This is a genomic window from Streptomyces sp. NBC_00005, from assembly GCF_045160215.1.
Lineage (GTDB): Bacteria > Actinomycetota > Actinomycetes > Streptomycetales > Streptomycetaceae > Streptomyces.
In genome coordinates this window covers 916,687-940,024 of record NZ_CP108316.1, presented here as the reverse complement: position 1 = coordinate 940,024, position 23,338 = coordinate 916,687, and the positions used below count along the sequence as shown (strand labels likewise).

Below are 23,338 nucleotides of genomic sequence, written 5' to 3'. Positions count from 1 at the left end.
GCATTTCCGATTTCGCGCGCCGAGCCGATGCCGCCGGACCGGCCGGGCCTCAACCCTGTCGGGCCAAGGCCTCGCCGAGCCGTTCCCGTACGGCGTCCAGTGCCGCGGCGCGGTCCGCCGGCACCACACCGATGCGGGTACGGCGGTCGAGGACGTCGGCCTCGTCGAGGGCGCCCTCGTGGCGTACCGCCCACAGCAGTTCGGCGGCGGTGACGGGATGTCCCGGCAGCACCCGCTCGTTGAGCCCGGGGTCCTGTGCGCCGAGTGCGAGGACGGCCGGTGCCTCGGTGCCGTAGCGCCGTACGAGGTGGCGGGGTGCCGGCAGCGTGTCGAGCACCTGCGGTGAGGCGGCGCCGACGAGCGGCAGGGACGCGGTGGGGGAGGGCCCCGCGGTGAGACGGCGGGCGGCGACGGCGGCGTCCACGGCGTCCTCGGCCATGCGCCGGTACGTGGTGAGCTTGCCGCCGACCACGGTGATCACACCCTCGGACGAGGTGAGCACCGCGTGCCGCCGGGAGATGTCGGAGGTCCTGGCCGCGGCGCCGGAGTGGGCCTCCGACGTGGTGTCCAGCAGGGGGCGCAGTCCCGCGAATGCCCCGACGACGTCCTCGCGCCTGACCGGGACGTCCAGGACGGATCCGAGGACGTCGAGCAGGAAGCCGATGTCCGTCTCCGGTACCTCGGGCACATCGGGGATGTCGCCCTCCACGGGTTCGTCGGTGAGGCCGACGTAGACGCGGCCGTCGCCCTGGGGCAGGACCAGGACGAAGCGGTTGGTCTCCCCGGGGATCGGGATGTGCAGACCGGCCGGAAGCGGGCCGAGCCGGTCCGAGCGCAGGATCAGATGGGTGCCGCGGGAGGGGCGGATACGGATGCCGTCCACCAGGCCGCCCGCCCACACGCCGGAGGCGTTGATCACCGCGCGGGCCCTGATCTCGCCCTCCTCGCCGGTGAGTTCGTCACGGACGCGGGCGCCGGAGCCGGTGAGCTCCAACGCCCTGACCCGGGTCAGGATCCGGGCGCCGCGGGCGGCCGCGGTGCGGGCGACGGCGGTCACCAGGCGGGCGTCGTCGACGAGCCGCCCGTCCCAGGACAGCAGGCCGCCACGGAGGCCGTCGGTGCGCAGGGCGGGGGCCAGATGGCGGGCCTCCATCGCGGAGAGCCGGCGCGGCGCGGGCAGCGTGGCCCGGGCCGTGCGGGCCGTCAGGCGCAGGGTGTCGCCGGCCCGGAAGCCGGCCCAGGCCAGCGCCGCCTGGCCCCGGGACACCAACGGCGTCAGGGGCAGGACGAACGGCTGCGCGCGGACCAGGTGGGGTGCCGTGCGCTCCATCAGCACACCTCGCTCGACCGCACTCTCGTGGGCGACGTCGAACTGGGCGGAGGCGAGATAGCGCAACCCGCCGTGGATCAGCTTGCTGCTCCAGCGGGAGGTGCCGAAGGCCAGGTCGTGGGCGTCGACGGCGACGACGCTCAGACCGCGCGCCGCCGCGTCCAGAGCGGCCCCGGCACCCGTGGCGCCGAGCCCGACGACGAGGACGTCCACCGTGGGGCCGCCGACGGTCTCGGCCAGTTCGCGCGAGCGCCGGGCGGCGGACAGGGACGATCCGGAAGCGGGGCTGTGACTCATGGCGTGAGGGTCCTCTCCAGGATGGAGCGCAGCTCCGTGAGGAAGGCCGGGGAGGACAGGTCGGCGTCGTCCTCGTCGGTCATGGTCCGCAGGGACAGGGTGAAGGACTGGACGATCAGCAGCACGGAGCGGGCTTGACGTTCGGGGTGGCCGACGCGGACCGATCCGTCCGCGTGCCCCTCCTTCAGGCCGTCGGTCAGCAGCTCCAGGAGGGCGTTCTGGCTCGCGCCGCGGCGGTCCAGCACGTACGGGAGCAGCAGTTCGGGGTCGACGTCGACGATCTTGCGGAAGAGGGGATGGGCGCGGAAGGACTCCACTCCCGCCACCAGCCCGTCCACGAGCAGGCTCAGCGCGTTCGTCCCCGGTCTGCGCTCGGGCATCGCCCCGGTGGCCACGTCGATCCACTCGCGGGTCATCAAGTCGCCGACCAGGGTGCGCACATCGGGCCAGCGCCGGTACAGCGTCATCCGGGAGACGCCCGCGCGGCGGGCCACGTCGGTGAGGGTCGTACGGCGGACACCGACGGCCAGGACGCAGTCCCGCACTGCGTCGAGCACCGCGTCATTGTCCGAGCTGTTGTGACGAATAGGCGTCATGTGTCACAGTGTAACGCCTCGGCGCCCCGCGGGTGTCGTCGGGAGACGGAATCGCTCGAATCGACCGGTGAGGACGACAGTCATGGACATGCTGTGGAGCGGCTGGGGCGACCCGGCCAGGGCGACGCCGCTGCCCGACACGGTGATCGGGCTGTTGCGCGATCTGCTCGGCGTGAAGCCGCGCAGCGCCGAGCCGGTCGGCCTGGCGGACATCGCCGTTCCGGAAGGGCAGTTGGAGCCCGCCGCACACCAGGCCCTCGTGGCGGCCGTGGGCGGCGAGGAGTTCGTGCGCACCGACGCGGAGACCCGGATCCGGCACACACGCGGCAAGTCCACCCCCGACCTGCTGCGGATTCGGGAGGGCGACGTCGCCGACACCCCGGCGGCCGTGCTGCTCCCGGCCGACCACGACGAGGTCCTCGCCGTGCTGCGCGCCTGCGCCGAACTCGGCCTGGCCCTCGTGCCGTTCGGCGGCGGCACCTCCGTGGTCGGCGGCCTCGCCCCCGGGCAGCGGGGCGCCTTCGTCGCCCTGGACCTGCGGCGCATGGACGGCCTGATCGCCCTCGACCCGGTCTCCCGCACCGCCACCCTGCAAGCGGGCCTGCGCGCACCGCAGGCCGAGGCGCTGCTCGCCGAACACGGCTTCACCCTCGGCCACTTCCCCCAGTCCTACGAGTGGGCCACCATCGGCGGGTTCGCCGCCACCCGCTCCAGCGGCCAGGCCTCCGCCGGCTACGGCCGCTTCGACGAGATGGTCCTCGGCCTCACCCTCGCCACCCCCGAGGGCACCATCGACACGGGCCGAGCCCCACGCTCGGCGGCCGGACCCGACCTGCGCCAACTCCTCCTCGGCTCGGAAGGGGCGTTCGGCGTCATCACGTCGGTGACGGTCCGCATCCGCCCGGTCCCGCAGACCCGTGTCTACGAAGGCTGGCGCTTCCCCTCCTTCGAAGAAGGGGCCGCCGCCCTGCGCCGGCTCGCCCAGGACGGGCCGCGCCCGACCGTACTGCGGCTGTCCGACGAGACCGAGACCCTGATCGGCCTCGCCCAGCCCGACGCGATCGGATCCTCCGGCGCCCCAACTACCGCCGGATGCACGGCCATTGCCGGATACGAAGGCACGGAGCAGGACACCTCGTACCGCCAGGAGCACGCGGCGGCAGTCCTGCGCGAGTGCGGCGGAATCCCCTTGGGCGAGGAGCCGGGCGAACGCTGGGCCCACGGCCGCTACTCGGCCCCCTACCTGCGCGACGCCCTGCTCGACGCGGGCGCCTTCGCCGAGACGCTGGAGACGGCGACCTTCTGGTCCCGCGTCCCCGAGCTCTACGCGGCCGTACGCGACGCGCTCACCACCACACTCACCGCGGCCGGCACCCCGCCCCTGGTCATGTGCCACATCTCCCACGTCTACGAGAACGGCGCCTCGCTGTACTTCACCGTGGTCTCGGCACAGGGCGACGACCCGGTCGCGCACTGGACGCGGGCCAAGCACGCCGCCAACGAGGCGATCCTCGCCGCGGGCGGCACCATCACCCACCACCACGGCGTGGGCACCGACCACCGGGACTGGTACGTCCGCGAGGCCGGCCCCCTGGCCGTCGACGCCCTGCGCGCGGTGAAGCGGCGACTGGACCCGGCCGGACTGCTCAACCCCGGCGTCCTCCTGCCCCTAGGGCCCGTCTGATGGATCTCCGCGGCGTCGCGACGCCCGGCACGCACTCCCCCACTGCCTCAAGGGCGTGGGAGGACCCCCAACCGCACGGCGCGAAGGGCCAGGTAGCTCCGCCACATGACCCTCCACGCCGCACGCCGAGCCCACGCACCGAACGCCGCTCCTTCTTCCACGGAGATCCATCAGAAGGCCCCTGGACGACTGATTCCGACACCCCTGCCCGGCAGTACCGACCCGCCCGCCCCGGAGGCACACCGATGCGACAGTTCACCGCCGTCGTCAACCCCACCGCGGGCGGAGCCGGTTCGGCCGCCGCGCTGCTCGCCGTGGCCCGGCTGCTGCGGGAGGCGGGCGCCGAGCTGCAGACCGAGTACAGCCGCAGCCTGGCGCACGCCCAGGAACTCGCCCGGAACGCCGGACAGCAGGGCCGGGTGGTGCTCGCCGTCGGCGGCGACGGCATCGCGGGCGGCATCGGCGGCGCCCTCAGCGGCACCGGCACCGTACTCGGCCTCGTCCCCGCCGGTCGCGGCAACGACTTCGCCCGAGCCCTCGAACTCCCCACCAAACCCTCGGAGTTGGCCGAGGTGCTGCTCCATCACGAACCGCGCCCGGTCGACACCATCGAGGTCGAGTCGGCCGTCCACGACCGCACCGTCGTCCTCGGCAGCGTGTACGCAGGCGTCGACGCCCTGGCCAACCGCCATGCCAACCGCGCGAAACTGCTCCGCGGCGCCGCCTCCTACTACGCGGGCGGTCTGCGGGCCGTCACCACCTGGCGGCCGGCCCGCTACCGGGTCACCATCGACGGCGAGGAACACCGCCACACCGGCTACACGGTGGTGGTCGCCAACTCCGGCTACTACGGCTCCGGGCGCCACATCGCCCCCGGCGCCCGCGTGGACGACGGCCTGCTCGACGTGGTGATGATCAGCGAGGCGCCCCGGCGGCTCTTCTTCGCCCTGATGAACGAACTCAAGACGGGCGCCCACGTCGACCGGCCGCAGGTGCGCATCCTGCGCGGCCGGGAGATCAGCATCTCCGCCGACCGCGACGTGCCCTACGGCGCCGACGGAGAGGTCGACGCCGTCCTGCCCGTCACGGTCAGAGTCCTGCCCGGAGCGCTGAACGTGCTGTGCTGAGCGCCCGGTTCAGCCGAGGTTCCCGGTCCGGGCGTCCCGCCACAGGTCGACGCCGCCGTCGGTGGCGTACTTGTCGATCTCGGCCAGCTCCTCGGCGCTGAAGTCGAGGTTCTCCAGCGCGGCGACGTTCTGCTCCAGCTGCTCCGTGCGCGAGGCGCCGATGACCAGCGAGGTGACCCGCTCGTCCCGCAGCGCCCAGGCGAGCGCCATCTGCGCCAGGGTCTGCCCGCGCCGGGCGGCGATGTCACCCAGCGCACGCAGCCTGACCAGCATGTCCTCCGACAGCCACGACGTGTCGAAAGAGGTGCCCGCCGCGGCCCGCGAGCCCTCGGGTACGCCGTCCAGATAGCGGCCGGTCAGCAGCCCCTGGGCGAGCGCCGTGAAGCCGATGACCCCGAAGCCCTCCTCCTGGGCGGCGTCCAGCAGTCCTTCGGTCTCGATCCAGCGGTTGAGCATGCTGTACGACGGCTGGTGGATGAGGAGCGGGGTGCCCAGGTCCCGCAGGATCGCGGCGGCCTCGCGGGTGCGCTCCGCGTCGTACGAGGAGATCCCGACGTAGAGGGCCTTGCCCTGGCGGACCGCCGTGTCGAGGGCGCCCATCGTCTCCTCGAGCGGAGTGCTCGCGTCGAGGCGGTGGGAGTAGAAGATGTCGACGTAGTCCAGGCCCATGCGCGCGAGCGACTGGTCGAGCGAGGCGAGCACGTACTTGCGGGATCCGCCGCCCTGGCCGTACGGGCCGGGCCACATGTCCCAGCCGGCCTTCGTGGAGATCACCAGTTCGTCGCGGTGCGGCGCGAGGTCCTGCTTCATCAGACGGCCGAAGTTGATCTCCGCGGAGCCGTACGGCGGGCCGTAGTTGTTCGCGAGGTCGTGATGGGTGATCCCGAGGTCGAACGCGCGCAGGGCGATCTCGCGCTGCGTCTCGAACGGCCGCTCGTCCCCGAAGTTGTGCCAGTAGCCAAGGGACAGAAGGGGGAGGTCGAGGCCCGAACGTCCGGTGCGCCGGTAGCGCATGGTGCCGTCGTAGCGCTCGGGATGTGCAAGGTGGGTCATGGGGTTCACTGTGCTCGCGCACGATTGCGAAGTCCAACAACTCCCTTTCATCGGATTCAGCGGATTCCTTTCTGAATGAGGTCCGAATCCGGTCTGAAATAGGGTGCGGGGGTGCCCACCTTGCTGATCGTGCATCACACGCCCTCGCCCAACTGCCAGGCCATGCTGGAGGCCGTCGTCTCCGGTGCGACCGCGCCCGAGATCGAGGGCGTCGAGGTCGTACGGCGGGCGGCACTGGCGGCCACGGCGTCCGACGTGCTGGCCGCCGACGCGTACCTGCTCGGCACTCCGGCCAACATCGGCTACATGTCCGGGGCCCTCAAGCACTTCTTCGACCAGATCTACTACCCCTGCCTGGACGCGACGCAGGGCAGGCCCTTCGGCTACTACGTGCACGGCGGGAGCGACGTCACGGGCGCGGTGCGGGGCATCGAGGCGATCACGACCGGTCTCGGCTGGCGGCGAACGGTCAAGCCCGTCACTGTGACCGGGGAGCCGGCCAAGTCCGACGTCGAGGCCTGCTGGGAACTGGGCGCGACCCTCGCCGCCGGACTGCTGGAGTGATCCCTGACTGCCTTGCCCCAGCGGTCAGTTGAGATCGACCGACTCCATGCAACAGGTGGCTCGTCACGAACTGGTGCGCTAATTTGAGGTGCAGGTCACAGGTGATGGGCACCCGTGGAGAGCGGGGAGGTTCTCGTTGACCCCGGCACAGTTGCGGGCCTACTCAGCGACCGTGCGCCTGGGCTCGGTGAAGGCCGCCGCGGCCGATCTCGCCGTGACCGAGTCCGCCGTCTCGATCCACATCGCCCACCTGCGCAAGGAACTCGGCGACAAGCTGTTCACCCGGACCGCCCACGGGCTCGCCTTCACCCCGGGCGGGCTCCGGCTCGCCAGCCGCGCGACGGAGATGCTGGGCCTGCAGGACCGCACCATCCTGGAGGTACGGGGGGCCGGATCCGGACGGCGGCTGCTGCGCGTGGCCGCGTCGAGCCTGTTCGCCGAGCACGCGGCGCCCGGCCTCATCGAACTGTTCGCGCAGCGCGCCGCCGACCTGGACGTCGAGCTGAGCGTGCACGACACGCAGAGCTTCGGCACCCTGCTCGTCAACCGCACGGTCGACGTGGCCATCGGACCTAGGCCCGCCACCATCGAGGACGCCACGACCTGCACCCACTTCCTCAACTACCAGGTGATCGCGGTCGTGGGCCCCGACCACCCGCTCGCCGCGGGCGGCGCCGGCACCACGGAACTGCGCGAGCAGACCTGGCTGCTCGGACCCTCGGCTGTCGGCCGCACCGGCATGGTGCCCTCGGTGTTGCGCCGCCTGAGCGTCCCCGAGCACAACCAGCGCATCTTCCAGAGCCACGCCGCCGCCGTGGACGAGGCCAAACGCGGCAAGGGGATCGCCCTCGCGGTGGCCTTCGCCGTCGTCAAGGACCTGGCCGACGGACAGCTGCGGCGGCTCGACGGCCCGCACATGCCGGCCCGCGGCTCCTGGAACCTGCTCGCCCTCCCCGACCGCGAGGCGCCGTCGGCCGCCGCTGAACTGCGCCGCTTCGTCACCACACCCCGGGCCACCCAGGCCATGCTGCGGGGCGCGGGCGTGACCGCGGGCCGCTTCCGTCCCGCCATCCACGTCACCTTGTGGAGCTAGCCCGTCACCTGTGAGCCGGGGAGACCCAGGTCACATTCGGGTATGTCACGTCCCGCCGAGCCGCTCCGTCAGAGAGGTGTAAGCAACGACAACGGCACAGGAGCGCATCATGGATGCTCGCTTGAACCTCTTCGACAACCAGGTCGCGGCCAAGATCTTCAGGCACATCAACTCGGCAGGCAAGGCACTCTCGGACTCGACGCTTCCGATGGCGACCCAGGAGCTGGTGAAGCTCCGCGCCAGCCAGATCAACGGCTGCGGCATGTGCACCGACATGCACACCAAGGACGCCCTGGCCGCGGGTGAGGACCCGCAGCGTCTGTTCCTGGTCGCGGCCTGGCGGGAGGCCAAGGTGTTCACCGACGCCGAGCGCGCCGCCCTGGAGCTGGCGGAGCAGGGCACCCGCATCGCCGACGCGGCCGGTGGTGTCACGGACGAGGCTTGGGCGAACGCCGCCAAGTACTACGACGAGGACCAGCTCGCCGCCCTCGTGTCCGTCATCGCCCTCATCAACATGTACAACCGCTTCAACGTCCTCGTCCAGCAGCCCGCCGGCGACTACCAGCCCGGCATGTTCGGCTGACGAGGACTGCTCTGACCACCGGCGACGACATATGGCCCGGGCACCCTCGCCCGGGCCGTTCAGCTGCGACGCGCATGACGCGCCACCTCGCCCGGCACCCGCAGCAGAGCCGCGAAAGTGTCCGCCGGCAGCAGCAGGTCGACGTACGGAAGCGCCGCGGCCATCGTCGACGTACTGGGGGCGAATCCCGGAGCCCCGGCCCGCGGGTTCAGCCAGATCACCGTGTGCGCACGGCGCCGCAGCCGGGCCATGGCGGCGGCCAGCCGCTCCGGCGGATCACCGTCCCAGCCGTCCGAACCGATCAGGACGACCGCGCCTCGCAGCGTGCCGCCGTGGTGCGAGCGGAGCAGCGTCGACAGGCTGTGCGCGATCCGCGTTCCGCCGAACCGGTCGACGACCCGCTCCGTGGCCTCGTCCAGCGCCGCCTGCGGCGAACGGTGGGCGAGGACCGTGGTGAGCCGGGTCAGCGAGGTCGCGAAGGCGAAGACCTCGGCGTGGGTGGTCAGCGCGAGTGCTCGCATCAGATGCAGGTAGGCCATCGCCTGCGCCTGCATCGACCGGCTCACGTCGCACAGCACCACCACCCGGCGCGGCCGGTCCACCGGCCCCGTACGCACCAGGTGGACCGGATCCCAACCGGTGCGCCGCGCCCGGGCCGCGGTCTCCCGGATCGCGATCCGGGGACCGCCCGGCCGCACCGCGTACCGGCGTGAGCGGCGCACGGGCCACTCCCGCAGCGCCCGCTCCAGCCACCGGCCCAGCAACTGCGCCTCCCTGACGCCGAGTTGCTCGAACGGCGTGTCCAGAGTCCCGGCGAGATCGCTGGGCAGACGTTCCGGCATGGACAGGGCGACGTCGTCACGGTGGTCGGCCTGCGCTACGACGGGCGCCAGGGTCGTCCAGGGCAGACCGCGCCGGTCGCCGGCCCCATGGGACACGTCGTACGGCTCGACCGCCGCCGCACGGGCACTGCCCCCGGGCGGAGCGGGCCGGTCGCTGGTGCGGCGGGCGTGCGGATCGACGGAGAGCAGTGCGTCACCGAACACCGCGTCGAACTCCTCGTCGAACCGCGGCAGATCCGGCCGACGCCGGACCAGCGTGACACGGGCCGACCAGTACAGCGCCGTCCGGGACACGGGCGGAACGGCGACCAGCGCACGTACGAAGTCCTGCGTGGCGGTGAGCCCCACCGCCACGCCCCGCTCCCTGAGCCGGGCGGCGAACGCGACGGCGAAGGCGGCCCGGTCGACGGCCGGGAGCAACTGCCCGGCCCGGGTCACAGGGCCAGCAGGAGAACCACGGCGACGACGACCACCACGACCACGACAAGGGCCGGGATCAGCCGCCGGTACACGGACTTGCCGGCCAACCGCATCAGGTCCAGCGGCTTGGCCGCCGTCGCCTCCCCCTGCGGAAGCTGTACGGCGACAAGAGGCTCGGCGACAGCCTGCGGCGCCTCGTCCGGTTCGGGGACGGGTGTCTTCTCCGGAGCCAGCAGCTGTGTCTCCACGTTCTCGACGAACTGCGCGAACAGTTTCTCCGAGATCTCCTTGATCATGCCGCTGCCGAACTGGGCCAGCTTCCCACTGATGTTGAGATCCGTGCTGACCGTCACGAGCGTGCCCACGCCATCGGCGCGCAGCCGGGCGTGGATCGTCGCGGAGGCGTTCCCAGCACCCCGCGTGTCCTTCCCGGCCGCACTGATGACGGCGATGTGGGTGGCGTCGTCCAACTTCACGAAGCGCGCCGTTCCCGTGAACTGACTGATGACAGGCCCGACTTTCACCTTCACCCGCCCCCGATAGGTGTCCCCGTCCACGCCGGTGAGCTCGGCGCCGGGCATGCACGGGGCGAGCCCCTCCAGATCCGTGAGCGCCTGCCAGGCGCGCTCGACGGGCACGTCGACACCGAACTCCTGGTCGATCTTCATGGCTACCTCGTCTGTTCGGGATGGCCGAGCTCTTCGAGCGCCTCGGTGATGGCGATGCGGTCGTCCGGGCTCTTGGCGATCGCGCTGAGCGTGCTGACGACGTCGGTGCGAGCCAGGCGGGCGACCCGCAGCGCGGCCAGCGCCGAGACCCAGTCGATCGCCTCCGCCATGCCGGGCGCCTTGTCCAGGTCCAGCCGGCGCACCCGGCCGATGAACTCGGTCGCCGACGCGATCAACGGCTCGTTCGCGGCCGGGACCGAGCGGCGCAGGATCCGGGCGGCGCGCTCGGGGGAGGGGAAGTCGATCCAGTGGTAGAGGCAGCGACGACGCAGCGCGTCGTGGAGTTCGCGACTGCGGTTGGAGGTCAGCAGGACGACGGGTGGCCGTACGGCGGCGAACGTGCCCAACTCGGGTACGGTGATGGACCGTTCGCCGAGGAACTCGAAGAGCAGCGCCTCGAACTCGTCGTCGGCCCGGTCGATCTCGTCGATCAGCAGAACGGGCGGCACCGGCCCGGTGTGGCGTACCGCCCGCAGCAGGGGCCGGTCGTGCAGGAACTCCTCGGTGAACACGTCGGCGTCGGCGAGCTGCCCGCCGCGCGCCTCGGTGAGCCGGATCGCGAGGAGTTGGCGCTGGTAGTTCCACTCGTACAAGGCCTCGCCCGGTGTGAGTCCCTCGTAGCACTGCAGCCGGATCAGCGGGGTGTCCAGCACCTGGGCGAGTGACTTGGCCAGACTGGTCTTGCCGACGCCGGGTTCGCCCTCCACCAGGAGCGGCCGGTCCAGGACGGTGGCCAGGTAGAGGGCGGTGGCGGTGCCCTCGTCGACCAAGTGGCCGACGGAATCGAGGCGTTGGCGCAGGTCGTCGGCGTCCGTGAAGAGCTCGCTCACCCGTTAGCCCACCGGCCCTGCTGCATGGCGGTCCCGGCATCCGGTGCCGCAGAACCACAACTCGCCGTCGTCCGTGGGCAGATGAGGGGTGTCGGCCCGGACGGTCACCGTCATCCCGCACACCGGGTCCACGGCCTCGGCCGGCCGCGCCGCCGTCACGGGCTCGGGCCGCACGGCCTCGGACCGTACGGCTTCCACGATCTCGGCCAGGATCGACAGCGCGATCTCGGGCGCGGTGCGGGCGCGGATGTCCAGGCCGGCGGGGGAGTGGACACGGGCCCTTTCCGCATCGTCCAGGCCGAGTTCGTCGAGGAGGGCGGCGCCGCGGCGACGGCTGGCGACCAGGGCGATGTGGGGGACCCCCGCGTCGAGGGCGGCGCGGACGGCCTCGGCGTCGCCGTGGCCCTGCCCCGCCACGATGACCGCCGCCGTGTGCTCGGCGGGCGGACGGTCCGGCAGGGAGCGGGCGGTGGCGTAACCGAGCACCTCGGCCAGGGCGAGGAAGGCCTCGGCGATCGGTGTGTTCCCGGCGACCTCGATGAGCGGTGGCGGCAGTACGGGTTCCAGGAAGATCTCCAGAGCGCCGCCCGACAGACAGGGGTTGACCACGACCTGCGCGCCGGGTGACTCCGGGAACACGTCCTCGCCCGCCGGCAGCACCCGCAGCAGCAGCGGCGTACCGCCGTGCAGGGCGCCGAGCGCGGCCGTACGCACCGACCCCTCCGCGCAGTGGCCGCCGACGAAGCCGTCGATCGTGCCGTCGCCGTGGACGATCGCCTCGTCCCCGGGATGCGCGGAGGCCGGCGCCTGAGCGCGCACCACGCGCGCGTGCACGAACGGCACACGCCGCTCGGCGAGTTCGAGCGCCCGCGCGCTCACCGTGCCGGTCATGGCGACCACCTTCAGATCGGCGGTGTCGGGCGGCCCTGCATGGCCTCCCACACCCGCGACGGAGTGAGCGGCATGTCGGCGTGCCGGACACCGAAGGGCTTGAGCGCGTCCACGACGGCATTGACGATCGCGGGCGGTGAGCCGACCGTCGCGGACTCGCCGACGCCCTTCGCGCCGATGGGATGGTGCGGAGAGGGGGTGACCGTGAACCCCGTTTCCCAGTCGGGGACTTCGAGGGCGGTCGGGATGAGGTAGTCCATCAGGGAGCCGCTGAGGCAGTTGCCGTCCTCGTCGAAGGCGATCATCTCCATCAGCGCCATGCCGACGCCGTCGGTGAGCCCGCCGTGCACCTGACCCTCGATGATCATCGGGTTGATACGGGTGCCGCAGTCGTCGACCGCGACGAAGCGGCGGACGGTGACCTTCGCGGTGCCGGGGTCGATGTCGACGACGCAGATGTAGGCGCCGTGCGGGTAGGTGAGGTTCTCCGGGTTGTAGCAGATCTGCGCCTCCAACCCGCCCTCCACTCCGTCGGGCAGGTCGCCGGCGCCGTGGGCGCGCATCGCGATGTCCTGGATGGTGACCGAGGCCTTGGGGTCGCCGGCCACGCGGAAGGAGCCCTTCTCCCACTCCAGGTCGGCGACGGACACCTCCAGCATCGAGGAGGCGATCAGCCGGGCCTTGTCGCGTACCTTGCGGGCGACCAGTGCCGCGGCCGCGCCCGAGACGGGAGTGGAGCGGCTGCCGTAGGTGCCGAGCCCGAAGGGCGTCTGGTCGGTGTCGCCGTGCACCACCTCGATGTCCTGGGGCGGGATGCCGAGTTCCTCGGCGACGATCTGCGCGAACGTCGTCTCGTGCCCCTGTCCCTGCGTCTGCACCGACAGCCGTACGACGGCCTTGCCGGTGGGATGCACGCGCAGTTCGCAGCCGTCGGCCATGCCGAGCCCGAGGATGTCCATGTCCTTGCGGGGCCCGGCGCCGACCGCCTCGGTGAAGAACGACACCCCGATGCCCATGAGTTCGCCGCGGGCCCGCTTCTCGGCCTGTTCGGCGCGGAGTTCGTCGTATCCGGCGAGTTCCTTGGCCAGCTCCATCGTCGGCGCGTAGTTCCCGGAGTCGTACACCCAGCCGGTCTTCGTCCGGTACGGGAACTGCTCGGGCCGGATGAAGTTCCTGCTGCGCAGCTCGACCGGGTCCATCCCCAGCTCGAACGCGAGACAGTCCACGATCCGCTCCACCAGGTACACGGCCTCGGTGATGCGGAACGAGCAGGCGTACGCCACCCCGCCGGGAGCCTTGTTGGTGTAGACGGCCGTCATGCTGCAGTGCGCGGCCTGAAGGTCGTAGCTGCCGGTGAAGACGCCGAAGAAGCCGGCCGGGTACTTCACGGGCGCGGCCGTTCCGTTGAACGCGCCGTGGTCGGCGAGGACTTGGGTGCGCAGGGCGAGGATCTTCCCCTCGCGGGTGGCCGCGATCTCGCCGCGCATGATGTAGTCGCGGGCGAAGCCGGTGCTGATCAGGTTCTCCGAGCGGTCCTCCATCCACTTCACGGGCTTGCCGGTGAGCAGGGAGCCGACGATCGCGCACACGTAACCGGGGTAGATCGGGACCTTGTTGCCGAAGCCGCCGCCGAGGTCGGGGGAGACGACGCGGATCTTGTGCTCGGGGAGGCCGGCGACGATCGCGTACAGGGTGCGGTGGGCGTGCGGGGCCTGGGTGGTGGACCACAGGGTGAGCTTGCCGTCGACGGCGTCGTAGTCGGCGACCGCGCCGCACGTCTCCATGGGTGCCGGATGCACGCGCGGGTAGACGATGTCCTCGCTGACCACGACGTCGGCGCGGGCGAAGACGGCGTCGGTCTCGGCGGCGTCGCCGGTCTCCCAGTCGAAGCAGTGGTTGTCCCGCTTGTCCTCGAGGTCGTCGCGGATGACGGGCGCGTCCGGGGCGAGCGCGGTGCGCACGTCGATCACCGGGTCGAGCGGCTCGTACTCGACGTCGATCAACTCCAGTGCGTCGCGCGCCGCATAGCGGTCCTCGGCGACGACGAAGGCGACCTCCTGGCCCTGGAAGCGGACCTTGTCGGTGGCGAGCACGGCCTGTACGTCATTGGAGAGGGTCGGCATCCAGGCCAGGCCCTTCTCGGCGAGCATCGCGCCGGTCACCACCAGGCGGACCTTCGGGTGCGCCTCGGCCAGAGTGGTGTCGACGGACAGCACGCGCGCGTGGGCGAGCGGCGAGCGCAGGATCGCCAGGTGCAGCATGCCGGGCAGTTGCAGGTCGTCGACGTAGCGGCCCTTGCCGCGCACGAATCGCGGGTCCTCCTTGCGGAGCATCCGCCCGTGCCCGCAGGGCTTTTGGTCGTTGTCGACGAAGGCGGTGCGATGGCCGTTCTCGGAGACGGCGGTCATGACGGGCTCCCCGAAGCGATCTCCGCGGACGACGTGGTCCTGGTCCCGGCCTCCTCGGCCGCCGCCCACCGGACGGAGCGGACGATGGTGGCGTAACCGGTGCAGCGGCAGATCTGCCCGGAGATCGCCTCCCGGATCTCCTGCTCGGACGGGTCGGGATTACGGTCCAGCAGGGCCCGCGCGGTCATCATCATGCCCGGCGTGCAGAAGCCGCACTGCAGCCCGTGGCACTCGACGAACCCCCGCTGCACGGCGTCGAGTTCGCCGTCCTGCTCCAGTCCCTCGACGGTGCGCACCTCGTGCCCGCCGGCCATGGCGGCCAGCACCGTGCAGGACTTGACCGGCTCACCGTCCAGCCACACCACGCACGTACCGCAGTTGCTGGTGTCGCAGCCCCAGTGCGTTCCGGTCAGTCGCAGGTGGTCGCGCAGGAAGTGGACGAGGAGCAGCCTCCCCTCGATCTCCTGGCTGACCTCTTCGCCGTTGACGGTCATGGTGACCTGCACGCTCACGCCTCCTGTCCGCCGGCCCGGGCGACCGCCCGGCGCAGCACCCGTACGGTCAACTCGCGCGCCAGATGGCGCTTGTACTCGGCGCTGCCGCGTCGGTCGGTCACCGGCGAGCAGGACCCGGCCGCGATCTCCCCGGCGCGTGCGTAGAGTTCCTCGCCGGGCGGTTGTCCGCGCATCACGTCGGCGATGCCCGGGATGCCAGCGGTGTTGGGGCCGACAGCGGCGAGCCCGACCCGGGCGTCGGACACCAGGCCGCCGTCGAGCCAGACAGCGGCACCTGCCGAGACGACGGCCCAGTCACCGGCCCGCCGCTCGACCTTCTCGTAGGCGCTCGACCCGCCGGGGCGGACGGGGAAGCGGACCTCGGTCAGCATCTCCGCGTCGCCCACCGCGGTTTCGTACGGGCCCTGGTGGAAGTCCTCCATCGGCACGACCCGTTGGCCGCCCGGTCCCTGGATGACGCAGGAGGCGTTCAGCGTCGTACAGACGGCGGACAGGTCCTCGGACGGGTCGGCCTGGCACAGCGAGCCCCCGAGGGTGCCCCGGTTGCGCACCACGGGGTCGGCGATGACGCGCTCCGCGTCGCGGAAGACGGGGAAGGCGGCGGCGAGTTCGTCGGACTCCAGCAGCTCCCGGTGCCGGGTCATGGCCCCGATACGGATCAGGCCGGGTTCCACGCGGATGTAACCCAGCTCGTCGTGCAGCTCGTTGATGTCGATGAGGTACTCGAAGTTGGCCAGCCTGAGCTTCATCATCGGGATCAGGCTGTGACCGCCGGCCACCAGCCGCGCCGTGTCGCCCAGCCGGTCCAGGAGCGCGATCGCCTCGTCGACGCTGTGCACCCGCTGGTACTCGAACGGAGCGGGAACCTGCATGCCGTCTTCCCCCTGTCCCGCCCGGTGCGTCGCCGGGCGCCTCGGGCGCCGTGTCCGGCCCATTGGGCCCTCGGCACCCAGGGGTGTCAACGGTTGGTTAACCGTTCACTTAGGTCGCCGCCGCGGATGCAGGGCGGCTTCGAGCCGACTCCCGCCCCGTGCGCTGCTTTTGAGACAGCCTTTCCGCGAAAAAGGTATGGACTATTCTCGCGCACCACGCTTTTCACGTGCTGTGCGGCATCCAAGTGCGCAGGGGTGGGTGCGGGAACGAGTCAACGCCGAAAAATCACCCATTCGTGCGGTTGATAGTTCAATGGCCGCGCTGCAATACTCCGGCTTCCGATCCCGCCCCACCCCATGGCGGGTCCGAAGGAATCCGGAAAACGATCACTCCGGATTCACGAACCCCCCACAAAGTCCGCACGGTGATCGAATCCCGCATTCCTTCTCGGTATCTGTGCTGCATGGAAGGCTGCCCGGACGGTTCATGTGTGCGGCACCAAGAAGTGAGAAGGTGTGCCGGCATGGATGTCGAGCAGGCAAGACAAGAGGAGATATCCGACAGCTCTGAATTTCAGGTGCTGCGTCATGCGCACCGGCGATCCGGAGTGCGGATGACGGCGATCGCCGTCGGTGGCTTCCTGCTGTACGTGCTGCTGTCGAGTTTCACCCCCGGTCTCATGAACACTTCACTGAGCGGTCACTTCACGCTCGGCCTGGCCCTCGGACTGGGACAATTCGTGGTGATGGCCCTGATCGCGCGACGCCATCTCCTGCACATGCGCACGTACGCCGACCCGGTCTCCCGCGGATTTCGCACCCAGTCCCACCGACAGCAGCCCGACCGGCCAGGACGCCCCGCCCGGCGGACCCCCTCCCGTCACGCCGAGGGGTACCGCCGATGGTGACGACCGCCGCCGTCGTGAACGCGTCCAGCCTCCAGCTGACGTTCCTGCTCTTCCTCGCCGTGGTCGTCGTCACCCTGTTCAGCGTGCTGCTGACCGCACCGCACCGCGACGAGATCAGCGAGTTCTACCTCGGCAACCGCACCATGACGCCCCTGCGCAACGGGCTGGCGATGTGCGGCGACTACCTCTCCGCCGCCACCCTCCTGGGCAGCACCGGCCTGGTCGCCCTCACCGGGTACGACGGACTCCTCTACCTCGGCGGCACCGCGGTCGCCTGGATGATGGTCCTGCTGCTGATCGCCGAACCCCTGCGCAACGCGGGCAAGTTCACCCTCGGCGACACCATCGCGCTGCGCATGCCGACCCGGCAGCGGCCCGTACGACTCGCCCTGTCCCTGTGCACCCTGGCCGTCACCACCCTCTACCTGGTGGCCCAACTGGTCGGCAGCGTCGCCCTGTTGACCCAGTTCACCGGCGAACCCAGCGCGGCCACCCGCACCTTGTGCGTGGTCGTCATCGGCACCATCGTCATCGTGTACGCCGCACTCGGCGGCATGCCCGGAGCCACGTTCATCCAGATCGTCAAGGCCGTGATGCTCATCTCGGGCGTCACCGTGACCGCCGTGATGGTGCTCCACCACTTCCACTGGAACATCGAAGCCCTGCTCACCGCGGCCGCCGACAACAGCGGTATGGGAACGCGCTTTTTGGAGCCCGGCCTTCGCTACGGAGGCAGCACCACCAGCAAACTGGACTTCTTCAGCCTGCAACTGGCGATCGTGCTCGGCCTGGCCGCACTGCCGCACATCATGATGCGGCTGCTCGCCCCGCGCTCCAGCAGCGTCCTGCGCACCTCGGTCGTCTGGGCGATGGGCCTGGTCGGCCTGGTCTGCCTGGCGGCGGGCATCCTCGGCCTGGGCGCCACCGCCGTCGTCGGCCGGGAGACGATCGCCCGCACGGACCACAAGGGAGACGCGGCCGTACTGCTGCTCGCGCACGCGCTCGGCGGCGGCCTCCTCACGGCCCTCCTGTCCTGTCTGGCCTTCGTCACCCTCCTCGCCGTGGCCGCCGGCGTCACGCTCGCCGCAGCCTCCTCCCTCGCCCACGACCTCTACGGCGAGGTCATCCGCAAGGGCAAGGCCAAGCAGACCGAGGAACTCCTCGTCGCCCGGCTCGCCGCGGCCGTCATCGGCGTCCTCGGCATGCTCCTCGCCCTCGTGTCCTGGGGCGCCAACACCGCCACCCTGGCCTTCCTCGCCTTCGCCATCGCCGCCTCCGCCCTCCTGCCCACCCTCGTCTACACCCTGTTCTGGCGGCGCTTCACCGCGACCGGGGCCCTCCTCAGCCTCTGCGGCGGCCTGCTGTGCTCCGTACTCCTCGTCGTGTTCTCACCCGTCGTCTCCTCCACCCCGGACTCGCTTTACCCGCATGCCGACTTCGCCTGGTTCCCGCTCCAGAATCCCGGCATCATCTCGATCCCGGCCGGCTTCCTCCTCGGCTGGCTCGGCACGGTCCTGAGCCGGCCCGAAGTCCCCGACACCTACGACGAGTTCGAGGTCCGCGCGCTGGTCGGAGCCGACTGAGGGCAGGCCACCGGGGTGCGGTGGAGCACCCGGCGTCCCTTAAGCTCCTCGCCATGAACGAGGGGGACACCGACAGACGGGTCGTCGACGGCCGCTTCGAGCTGGAGTCCCGGCTCGGTGGCGGCGGCATGGGCACGGTGTGGCGCGCCCGCGACCTGCTGCTCCACCGCAGTGTGGCCGTCAAGGAGGTCCGGCCCGCCGACCCGGACCTCGCCGAGTACGACCCGGACTCGGCACGGATGCTGCGGGCGCGGGTACTGCGCGAGGCCCGCGCCCTGGCCCGGGTCCAGCACCCGAACGTCGTGACGATCCATCACATCGTCGACGGCGGTGACGGCACCTACCCGTGGATCGTCATGGAACTGGTCGAGGGCGGCTCGCTCGCCGACCGGCTGGCCCGCGGTCCGATGAAGCCCGCCGAAGCCGCCCGCACCGGCCGCGGAGTACTCGACGCCCTGCGCGCGGCACACGCCGTGGGAGTGCAGCACCGCGACGTGAAACCCGCCAACGTCCTGCTGCACACGGACGGCCGGCCCGTGCTCACGGACTTCGGAATCGCCGCGATCCGCGATTCCACCGCGCTGACCGCCACCGGATCGATCATCGGCACCGCCGACTTCATGGCCCCGGAACGCGTAACGGGCGGCGACGGCGGCCCCTCGGCGGACCTGTGGTCGCTGGCGATGATGCTGTACGTGGCCGTCGAGGGCCGCCACCCCTTGCGGCGCGGCACGACCCTCGCGACGCTGGCCGCCGTACTCCACGAGGACGTACCGCCACCCGTGCGGGCCGGGTCGCTGACCTCCGTACTGGCCCGTGTGCTGGTACGTGACCCCGAGGCGCGTCCGGACGCGGAGACCGTCGACCGGATGCTGGCCGCCGCGGCGGAAGCCGGCGACGAACCCACGGCCACCTCCTACCCCCTGGCACCTCCGCACAGCGCCGACGCCGCCGGACAGGGCCAGCCACCGCAGCCCGCCGACACCGTCGTGCCCCGTACCGACGCCCGGCGACAAGGGCGTCCGCTGAGGGCGGTACTCGCCTCCGTCGCGGTCGGTGCCGTGCTGGTGGGCGGAGGCGTGTGGCTGGCCCTGTCCGGCGGCGACGGCGACAACTCGTCCGCGTCCCAGGGGGCAGGCGGGCAGACGCAGAACTCGGGAGCCGCCCGGCAGACGCAGCAGGGCGGCGCCGCCTCCGCCGACCCGACAGCCTCCTCGGTGCCCAGCGCGACGACAACACTGGCCGGCGGCATGCTCACCCCCAACGGCATCCGGACCGCGCTCAAGGCCATCGAGGACAAGACGGGAAGGGACACCTTCGGCGACCTCAAGGTCTACCCCGAGTACGTGTCGGTGTGGGCGATGGTCCCGGGAAGCAGCACCCGCTACGACAACTACACGTACCGCCCCGGCAGCGGAGTGGAGAAGGGCATCATCAAGGGCACCCTGATCGGCAGGGAACCGGTGAGCCTGAAGGACTACCGGTGGGACAAGCTGCCCTCGTTGCTCGCCTACGCCGAGAAGAAACTGAACGTCGCCAAGCCGACAAGCCGCTATCTGCTCCTGCAGGCACCGAGCAAGCTCAGCAACACCCCGGCCGGCATCGCGATCTACCTCGGCGACGACTACACGACGGGCTACCTGGTGGCCGACCCCCAGGGCAGGGTGACGAAGGTGATGCCGGCCGAAGGCTGAGCCGTTGGGCCGGATGCAGCAGCCGCAGGAGGCTCGCCCCCGGGCACAGGGAAAGGCTTGGCTGCCCCATCGGCCCTGCACGGGAGACCTGATGCCCCTTCGCTCCGCCCCGGCCCGCTCCTTGCCGCTCCGTTCCCGCCTGCGCGCGAGCTGCGCCGTCGCCGTCTGCGTGACGGCGCTCAGCCAGGCCCCCATGAGTGCCGCCGCCACGCCCGCCCCGCGCGACACCGACCTGCAGGCGCAGATCGAGCAGCTCGTGCACGCCCCGGGCGGACCGCCCGGAGTCATCGCCGTGCTGCGGCGGGACGGGAACACCCGCGTCGTCAAGGCGGGCGTCGCGGACCTCGCCACGGGCCGTCGCCCGAGCCCCGACGACCACATGCGCATCGCCAGCACGGCGAAGGCCTTCAGCGGAGCGGTGGCACTGACCCTCGTCGACCGGCACGCCCTGCGCCTGAACGAGACGTTGGGCCAACGGCTGCCACGCATGCCCCGCGCCTGGCACCAGGTCACGCTCCGCCAACTGCTCAACCACACCAGCGGTCTGCCCGACTTCACCGACGACGCCGAGTTCCAGAGCATTGTCGCGGCCGACCCGCACCACCACTTCGACTCCCGCCGCCTGCTCGACTTCGTCGCCGATCAGCCCCTCAACTTCCGCCCGGGGAGCGAATACCGCTACTCCAACTCCGACAACATCGCCATCGCCCTGATGGCGGAGGCGGCGACCGGCACCCCGTACGAGCAACTGCTGCGCAGCCTCGTCTACCGGCCGTTGGACCTGCGCAACACCAGCCTTCCCCAGGGTTACCGGATCCCCGAGCCCTACCTGCACGGCTACGACGTGACTCCGCCGCCACCGGAGGACGTCAGCGAGCTCCTCGGCGTCTCCGGCTCCTGGGCGTCGGGAGGGATCATCTCCACGCCCACCGACATGACCCGCTTCATCCGCGGCTACGCGGGCGGCGCGCTCTACGGCAAGAACGTCGTGCGCGAGCAACGGCGCTGGATCGCCGGTGCCTCCGAACCCGCGGGCCCCGGACACAACTCGGTAGGCCTCGCCCTCTTCCGTTACGCGACCCGGTGCGGCGTCGTGCTGGGGCACACCGGCAACTTCCCCGGCTACACCCAGCTGATCGCCGCCACCCCCGACGGCCGCCGGTCCCTGACCTTCTCCGTCACCACCCAGATCAACGAGCCCATCGACCCGGACCTGTTGGGCCGGCTGCGCGCCGTTCAGGAGAACTTCGTGTGCGCGCTGCTTTCACGCCCCGGACGCTGACCCGCTTTCGCTAGTGCCGTGGCAGGCAATGTTCGCCCCGTCGCGACGCCTGGCACGCTCCCCCACTGCCTTAAGGGCGTGGGAGGTGCCCCCACTCGCCGCACCGGGCAAAAGCCCAAGTACATCCAGTACGAGGGCTTCCGCCCGGCACGCCGACAGCACGCACCAGACGCCGCTCCTTCTCGGGCAAACATTGCCTCCCACGGCACTAGCCGGCGCCATGCCGAGGGAAGATGGGGCGGCAAGCGTTTTGGTCAACCGATGTGGAGGAGCGGGCACATGCAGCACGAGCGAGCGGGTCAGCCGGCCGGTCCCGAGGATCTCGTCGACGTCGCCCGGTTGGTCACCGCGTACTATGCGCTGCACCCGGACCCGGCCGACGTCGGGCAGCGGGTGGCGTTCGGTACGTCGGGACACCGGGGGTCGTCCCTGGCGACCGCGTTCAATGAGGACCACATCGCCGCGACCAGCCAGGCGATCTGCGAGTACCGCGCCGACCAGGGCACCGACGGCCCGCTCTTCCTCGGTGCCGACACCCACGCCCTGTCCGAGCCGGCGCGGGTCACCGCCCTCGAGGTGTTCGCGGCCAACGAGGTGACCGTCCTCATCGACAGCGCGGATGGCTACACGCCCACGCCCGCGGTCTCGCACGCCATCCTCACCCACAACCGGGGCCGCACCTCCGGCCTCGCCGACGGCGTGGTGGTCACCCCCTCGCACAACCCGCCCGCCGACGGAGGCTTCAAGTACAACCCGCCCAGCGGCGGGCCCGCGGGTTCCGAGGCGACCTCCTGGATCCAGGACCGGGCCAACGACATCATCGCGGCCGGCCTCAAGGACGTACGGCGCATTCCCTACGCCCGCGCGCTCGCCGCACCCACCACCGGACGCCACGACTTCCTCGGGGCCTACGTCGCCGACCTGCCGAACGTGCTGGACCTGGACGCGATCCGCGCCGCCGGCGTCCGTATCGGCGCCGACCCGCTGGGCGGGGCCTCGGTCGCCTACTGGGGCCGTATCGCCGAACAGCACCGGCTCGACCTGACCGTGGTCAACCCCCTCGCCGACCCCACCTGGCGCTTCATGACGCTCGACTGGGACGGCAAGATCCGTATGGACTGCTCGTCGCCCTACGCGATGGCCTCGCTCATCGGACAGCGCGACCGCTTCCAGGTCGCCACGGGCAACGACGCCGACGCCGACCGGCACGGCATCGTCACGCCGGACGCGGGCCTCATGAACCCCAACCACTACCTGGCCGCGGCCATCGCCTACCTGTACGCCCACCGCAAGGAATGGCCCGCCGACGCGGGAATCGGCAAGACCCTGGTCTCGTCCGGGATGATCGACCGGGTCGCCGCCGACCTCGGTCGCCGGCTGGTCGAGGTGCCCGTGGGGTTCAAGTGGTTCGTGGACGGGCTGGTCGGCGGCTCGATCGGCTTCGGCGGGGAGGAGTCGGCCGGGGCGTCCTTCCTGCGCCGGGACGGCTCGGTGTGGACCACGGACAAGGACGGCATCATCCTGGCGCTGCTGGCCTCCGAGATCATCGCGGTCACCGGGAAGACGCCGTCGGAGCACTACGCCGCCCTCACCGCCCGCTTCGGCGAGCCCGCCTACGCCCGCATCGACGCCCCGGCGACCCGCGAGGAGAAGGCGCTGCTCGCCAAGCTCTCACCCGCACAGGTCACCGCGGACACCCTGGCCGGCGAGGCCGTCACCGGGGTGCTCACCGAGGCCCCGGGCAACGGCGCGGCCATCGGCGGCATCAAGGTGAGCACCGAGAACGCCTGGTTCGCGGCCCGCCCCTCGGGCACCGAGGACGTGTACAAGATCTACGCCGAGTCCTTCCGCGGTCCCGACCACCTGCGCCAGGTGCAGGAGGAGGCCAAGGACGTGGTGATGGCGGCCCTCGGCGGCTGACACGACGGGTGCCGGCACGATGGCGACGGGCCGTGACGAGGCGAACCGGCGGAGCCTCGGAACGGCCCGCGCCGGCCGCATGTCGCTATCATCCCCTTAAACACATAATCTGGGATTT

The 23,338-nt window shown here is 71.3% G+C and carries 20 protein-coding genes; 10 read left to right on the top strand and 10 right to left on the bottom strand.

The genetic code is table 11. From position 1 onward, the window contains the following. Nucleotides 1–49: 49 nt before the first annotated feature. Together OG303_RS04750 and OG303_RS04745 are read right to left on the bottom strand one after the other, a co-directional pair. Nucleotides 50–1,627: a glycerol-3-phosphate dehydrogenase/oxidase gene (locus tag OG303_RS04750; protein ID WP_405865039.1), complete on the bottom strand. Its 1,578-nt coding sequence runs from the start codon at nt 1,625–1,627 to the stop codon at nt 50–52. Continuing rightward, the gene (locus OG303_RS04745) at nt 1,624–2,223 is read right to left on the bottom strand and encodes a TetR/AcrR family transcriptional regulator (RefSeq protein WP_405865037.1); all 600 of its coding nucleotides are present in this window, start codon (nt 2,221–2,223) and stop codon (nt 1,624–1,626) included. Before OG303_RS04745 ends, OG303_RS04750 begins: the two co-directional genes overlap by 4 nt. An 82-nt stretch (nt 2,224–2,305) precedes the next feature. On the opposite strand from OG303_RS04745, the gene OG303_RS04740 reads away from it, so the two are divergent. Together OG303_RS04740 and OG303_RS04735 are read left to right on the top strand one after the other, a co-directional pair. Next, nucleotides 2,306–3,907: an FAD-binding oxidoreductase gene (locus tag OG303_RS04740; protein WP_405877079.1), complete on the top strand. Its 1,602-nt coding sequence runs from the start codon at nt 2,306–2,308 to the stop codon at nt 3,905–3,907. Between the two features lie 245 nt (nt 3,908–4,152). Beyond that, nucleotides 4,153–5,034, top strand: coding sequence for a YegS/Rv2252/BmrU family lipid kinase (locus OG303_RS04735; RefSeq protein WP_405865035.1), 882 nt, complete (start codon nt 4,153–4,155; stop codon nt 5,032–5,034). Nucleotides 5,035–5,043: 9 nt separating this feature from the next. Here OG303_RS04735 and mgrA read toward each other — a convergent pair whose 3' ends face one another. After that, nucleotides 5,044–6,087, bottom strand: coding sequence for an L-glyceraldehyde 3-phosphate reductase (gene mgrA / locus OG303_RS04730; protein WP_405865033.1), 1,044 nt, complete (start codon nt 6,085–6,087; stop codon nt 5,044–5,046). Between the two features lie 111 nt (nt 6,088–6,198). On the opposite strand from mgrA, the gene OG303_RS04725 reads away from it, so the two are divergent. The 3 genes from OG303_RS04725 to OG303_RS04715 all read left to right on the top strand — a co-directional run bounded on the left by OG303_RS04725 (nt 6,199) and on the right by OG303_RS04715 (nt 8,327). Continuing rightward, the gene (locus OG303_RS04725; RefSeq protein ID WP_405865031.1) at nt 6,199–6,651 is read left to right on the top strand and encodes a flavodoxin family protein; all 453 of its coding nucleotides are present in this window, start codon (nt 6,199–6,201) and stop codon (nt 6,649–6,651) included. 136 nt (nt 6,652–6,787) lie between these two features. Beyond that, nucleotides 6,788–7,744, top strand: coding sequence for a LysR family transcriptional regulator (locus tag OG303_RS04720; RefSeq protein WP_405865029.1), 957 nt, complete (start codon nt 6,788–6,790; stop codon nt 7,742–7,744). 109 nt (nt 7,745–7,853) lie between these two features. Then, nucleotides 7,854–8,327, top strand: a complete 474-nt coding sequence (locus OG303_RS04715) for a carboxymuconolactone decarboxylase family protein (protein WP_405865027.1) — start codon at nt 7,854–7,856, stop codon at nt 8,325–8,327. Nucleotides 8,328–8,386: 59 nt separating this feature from the next. Here the strand turns inward: OG303_RS04715 and OG303_RS04710 are convergent, their stop codons facing one another. The 7 genes from OG303_RS04710 to OG303_RS04680 are packed head-to-tail and all read right to left on the bottom strand — an operon-like array spanning nt 8,387 to nt 15,833. Continuing rightward, the gene (locus OG303_RS04710) at nt 8,387–9,607 is read right to left on the bottom strand and encodes a vWA domain-containing protein (protein ID WP_405865025.1); all 1,221 of its coding nucleotides are present in this window, start codon (nt 9,605–9,607) and stop codon (nt 8,387–8,389) included. Continuing rightward, entirely contained in the window at nt 9,604–10,257 is a 654-nt protein-coding gene (locus OG303_RS04705; RefSeq protein ID WP_405865023.1) for an SRPBCC family protein, read from the bottom strand. Before OG303_RS04705 ends, OG303_RS04710 begins: the two co-directional genes overlap by 4 nt. A gap of 2 nt (nt 10,258–10,259) precedes the next feature. Further along, nucleotides 10,260–11,147 (bottom strand): AAA family ATPase, encoded by an 888-nt coding sequence (locus OG303_RS04700; protein WP_405865021.1) that lies wholly within the window; start codon nt 11,145–11,147, stop codon nt 10,260–10,262. Between the two features lie 3 nt (nt 11,148–11,150). Then, on the bottom strand, nt 11,151–12,038 hold the full coding sequence (locus OG303_RS04695) for an XdhC family protein (protein ID WP_405865019.1): 888 nt from the start codon (nt 12,036–12,038) through the stop codon (nt 11,151–11,153). 11 nt (nt 12,039–12,049) lie between these two features. Further along, nucleotides 12,050–14,446 (bottom strand): aerobic carbon-monoxide dehydrogenase large subunit, encoded by a 2,397-nt coding sequence (locus OG303_RS04690; protein WP_405865017.1) that lies wholly within the window; start codon nt 14,444–14,446, stop codon nt 12,050–12,052. Further along, on the bottom strand, nt 14,443–14,952 hold the full coding sequence (locus OG303_RS04685) for a (2Fe-2S)-binding protein (protein WP_405877077.1): 510 nt from the start codon (nt 14,950–14,952) through the stop codon (nt 14,443–14,445). The genes OG303_RS04690 and OG303_RS04685 overlap by 4 nt, the downstream gene beginning before the upstream one ends. A gap of 2 nt (nt 14,953–14,954) precedes the next feature. Continuing rightward, entirely contained in the window at nt 14,955–15,833 is an 879-nt protein-coding gene (locus OG303_RS04680; protein WP_405865015.1) for an FAD binding domain-containing protein, read from the bottom strand. Between the two features lie 524 nt (nt 15,834–16,357). Between OG303_RS04680 and OG303_RS04675 the strand changes: the two genes are divergently transcribed. From OG303_RS04675 to pgm, 5 genes are all read left to right on the top strand, one after another. After that, complete coding sequence (locus OG303_RS04675) at nt 16,358–16,741, top strand: DUF485 domain-containing protein (protein WP_405865013.1); 384 nt, start codon at nt 16,358–16,360, stop codon at nt 16,739–16,741. Beyond that, nucleotides 16,735–18,324, top strand: a complete 1,590-nt coding sequence (locus tag OG303_RS04670) for a cation acetate symporter (RefSeq protein WP_405865011.1) — start codon at nt 16,735–16,737, stop codon at nt 18,322–18,324. Before OG303_RS04675 ends, OG303_RS04670 begins: the two co-directional genes overlap by 7 nt. Before the next feature lie 53 nt (nt 18,325–18,377). Further along, nucleotides 18,378–20,018, top strand: a complete 1,641-nt coding sequence (locus OG303_RS04665; RefSeq protein ID WP_405865009.1) for a protein kinase domain-containing protein — start codon at nt 18,378–18,380, stop codon at nt 20,016–20,018. Between the two features lie 91 nt (nt 20,019–20,109). Then, complete coding sequence (locus OG303_RS04660) at nt 20,110–21,300, top strand: serine hydrolase domain-containing protein (protein ID WP_405865007.1); 1,191 nt, start codon at nt 20,110–20,112, stop codon at nt 21,298–21,300. 279 nt (nt 21,301–21,579) lie between these two features. Then, complete coding sequence (pgm, locus tag OG303_RS04655) at nt 21,580–23,220, top strand: phosphoglucomutase (alpha-D-glucose-1,6-bisphosphate-dependent) (protein WP_405865005.1); 1,641 nt, start codon at nt 21,580–21,582, stop codon at nt 23,218–23,220. The last annotated feature ends 118 nt before the right edge of the window (nt 23,221–23,338 follow it).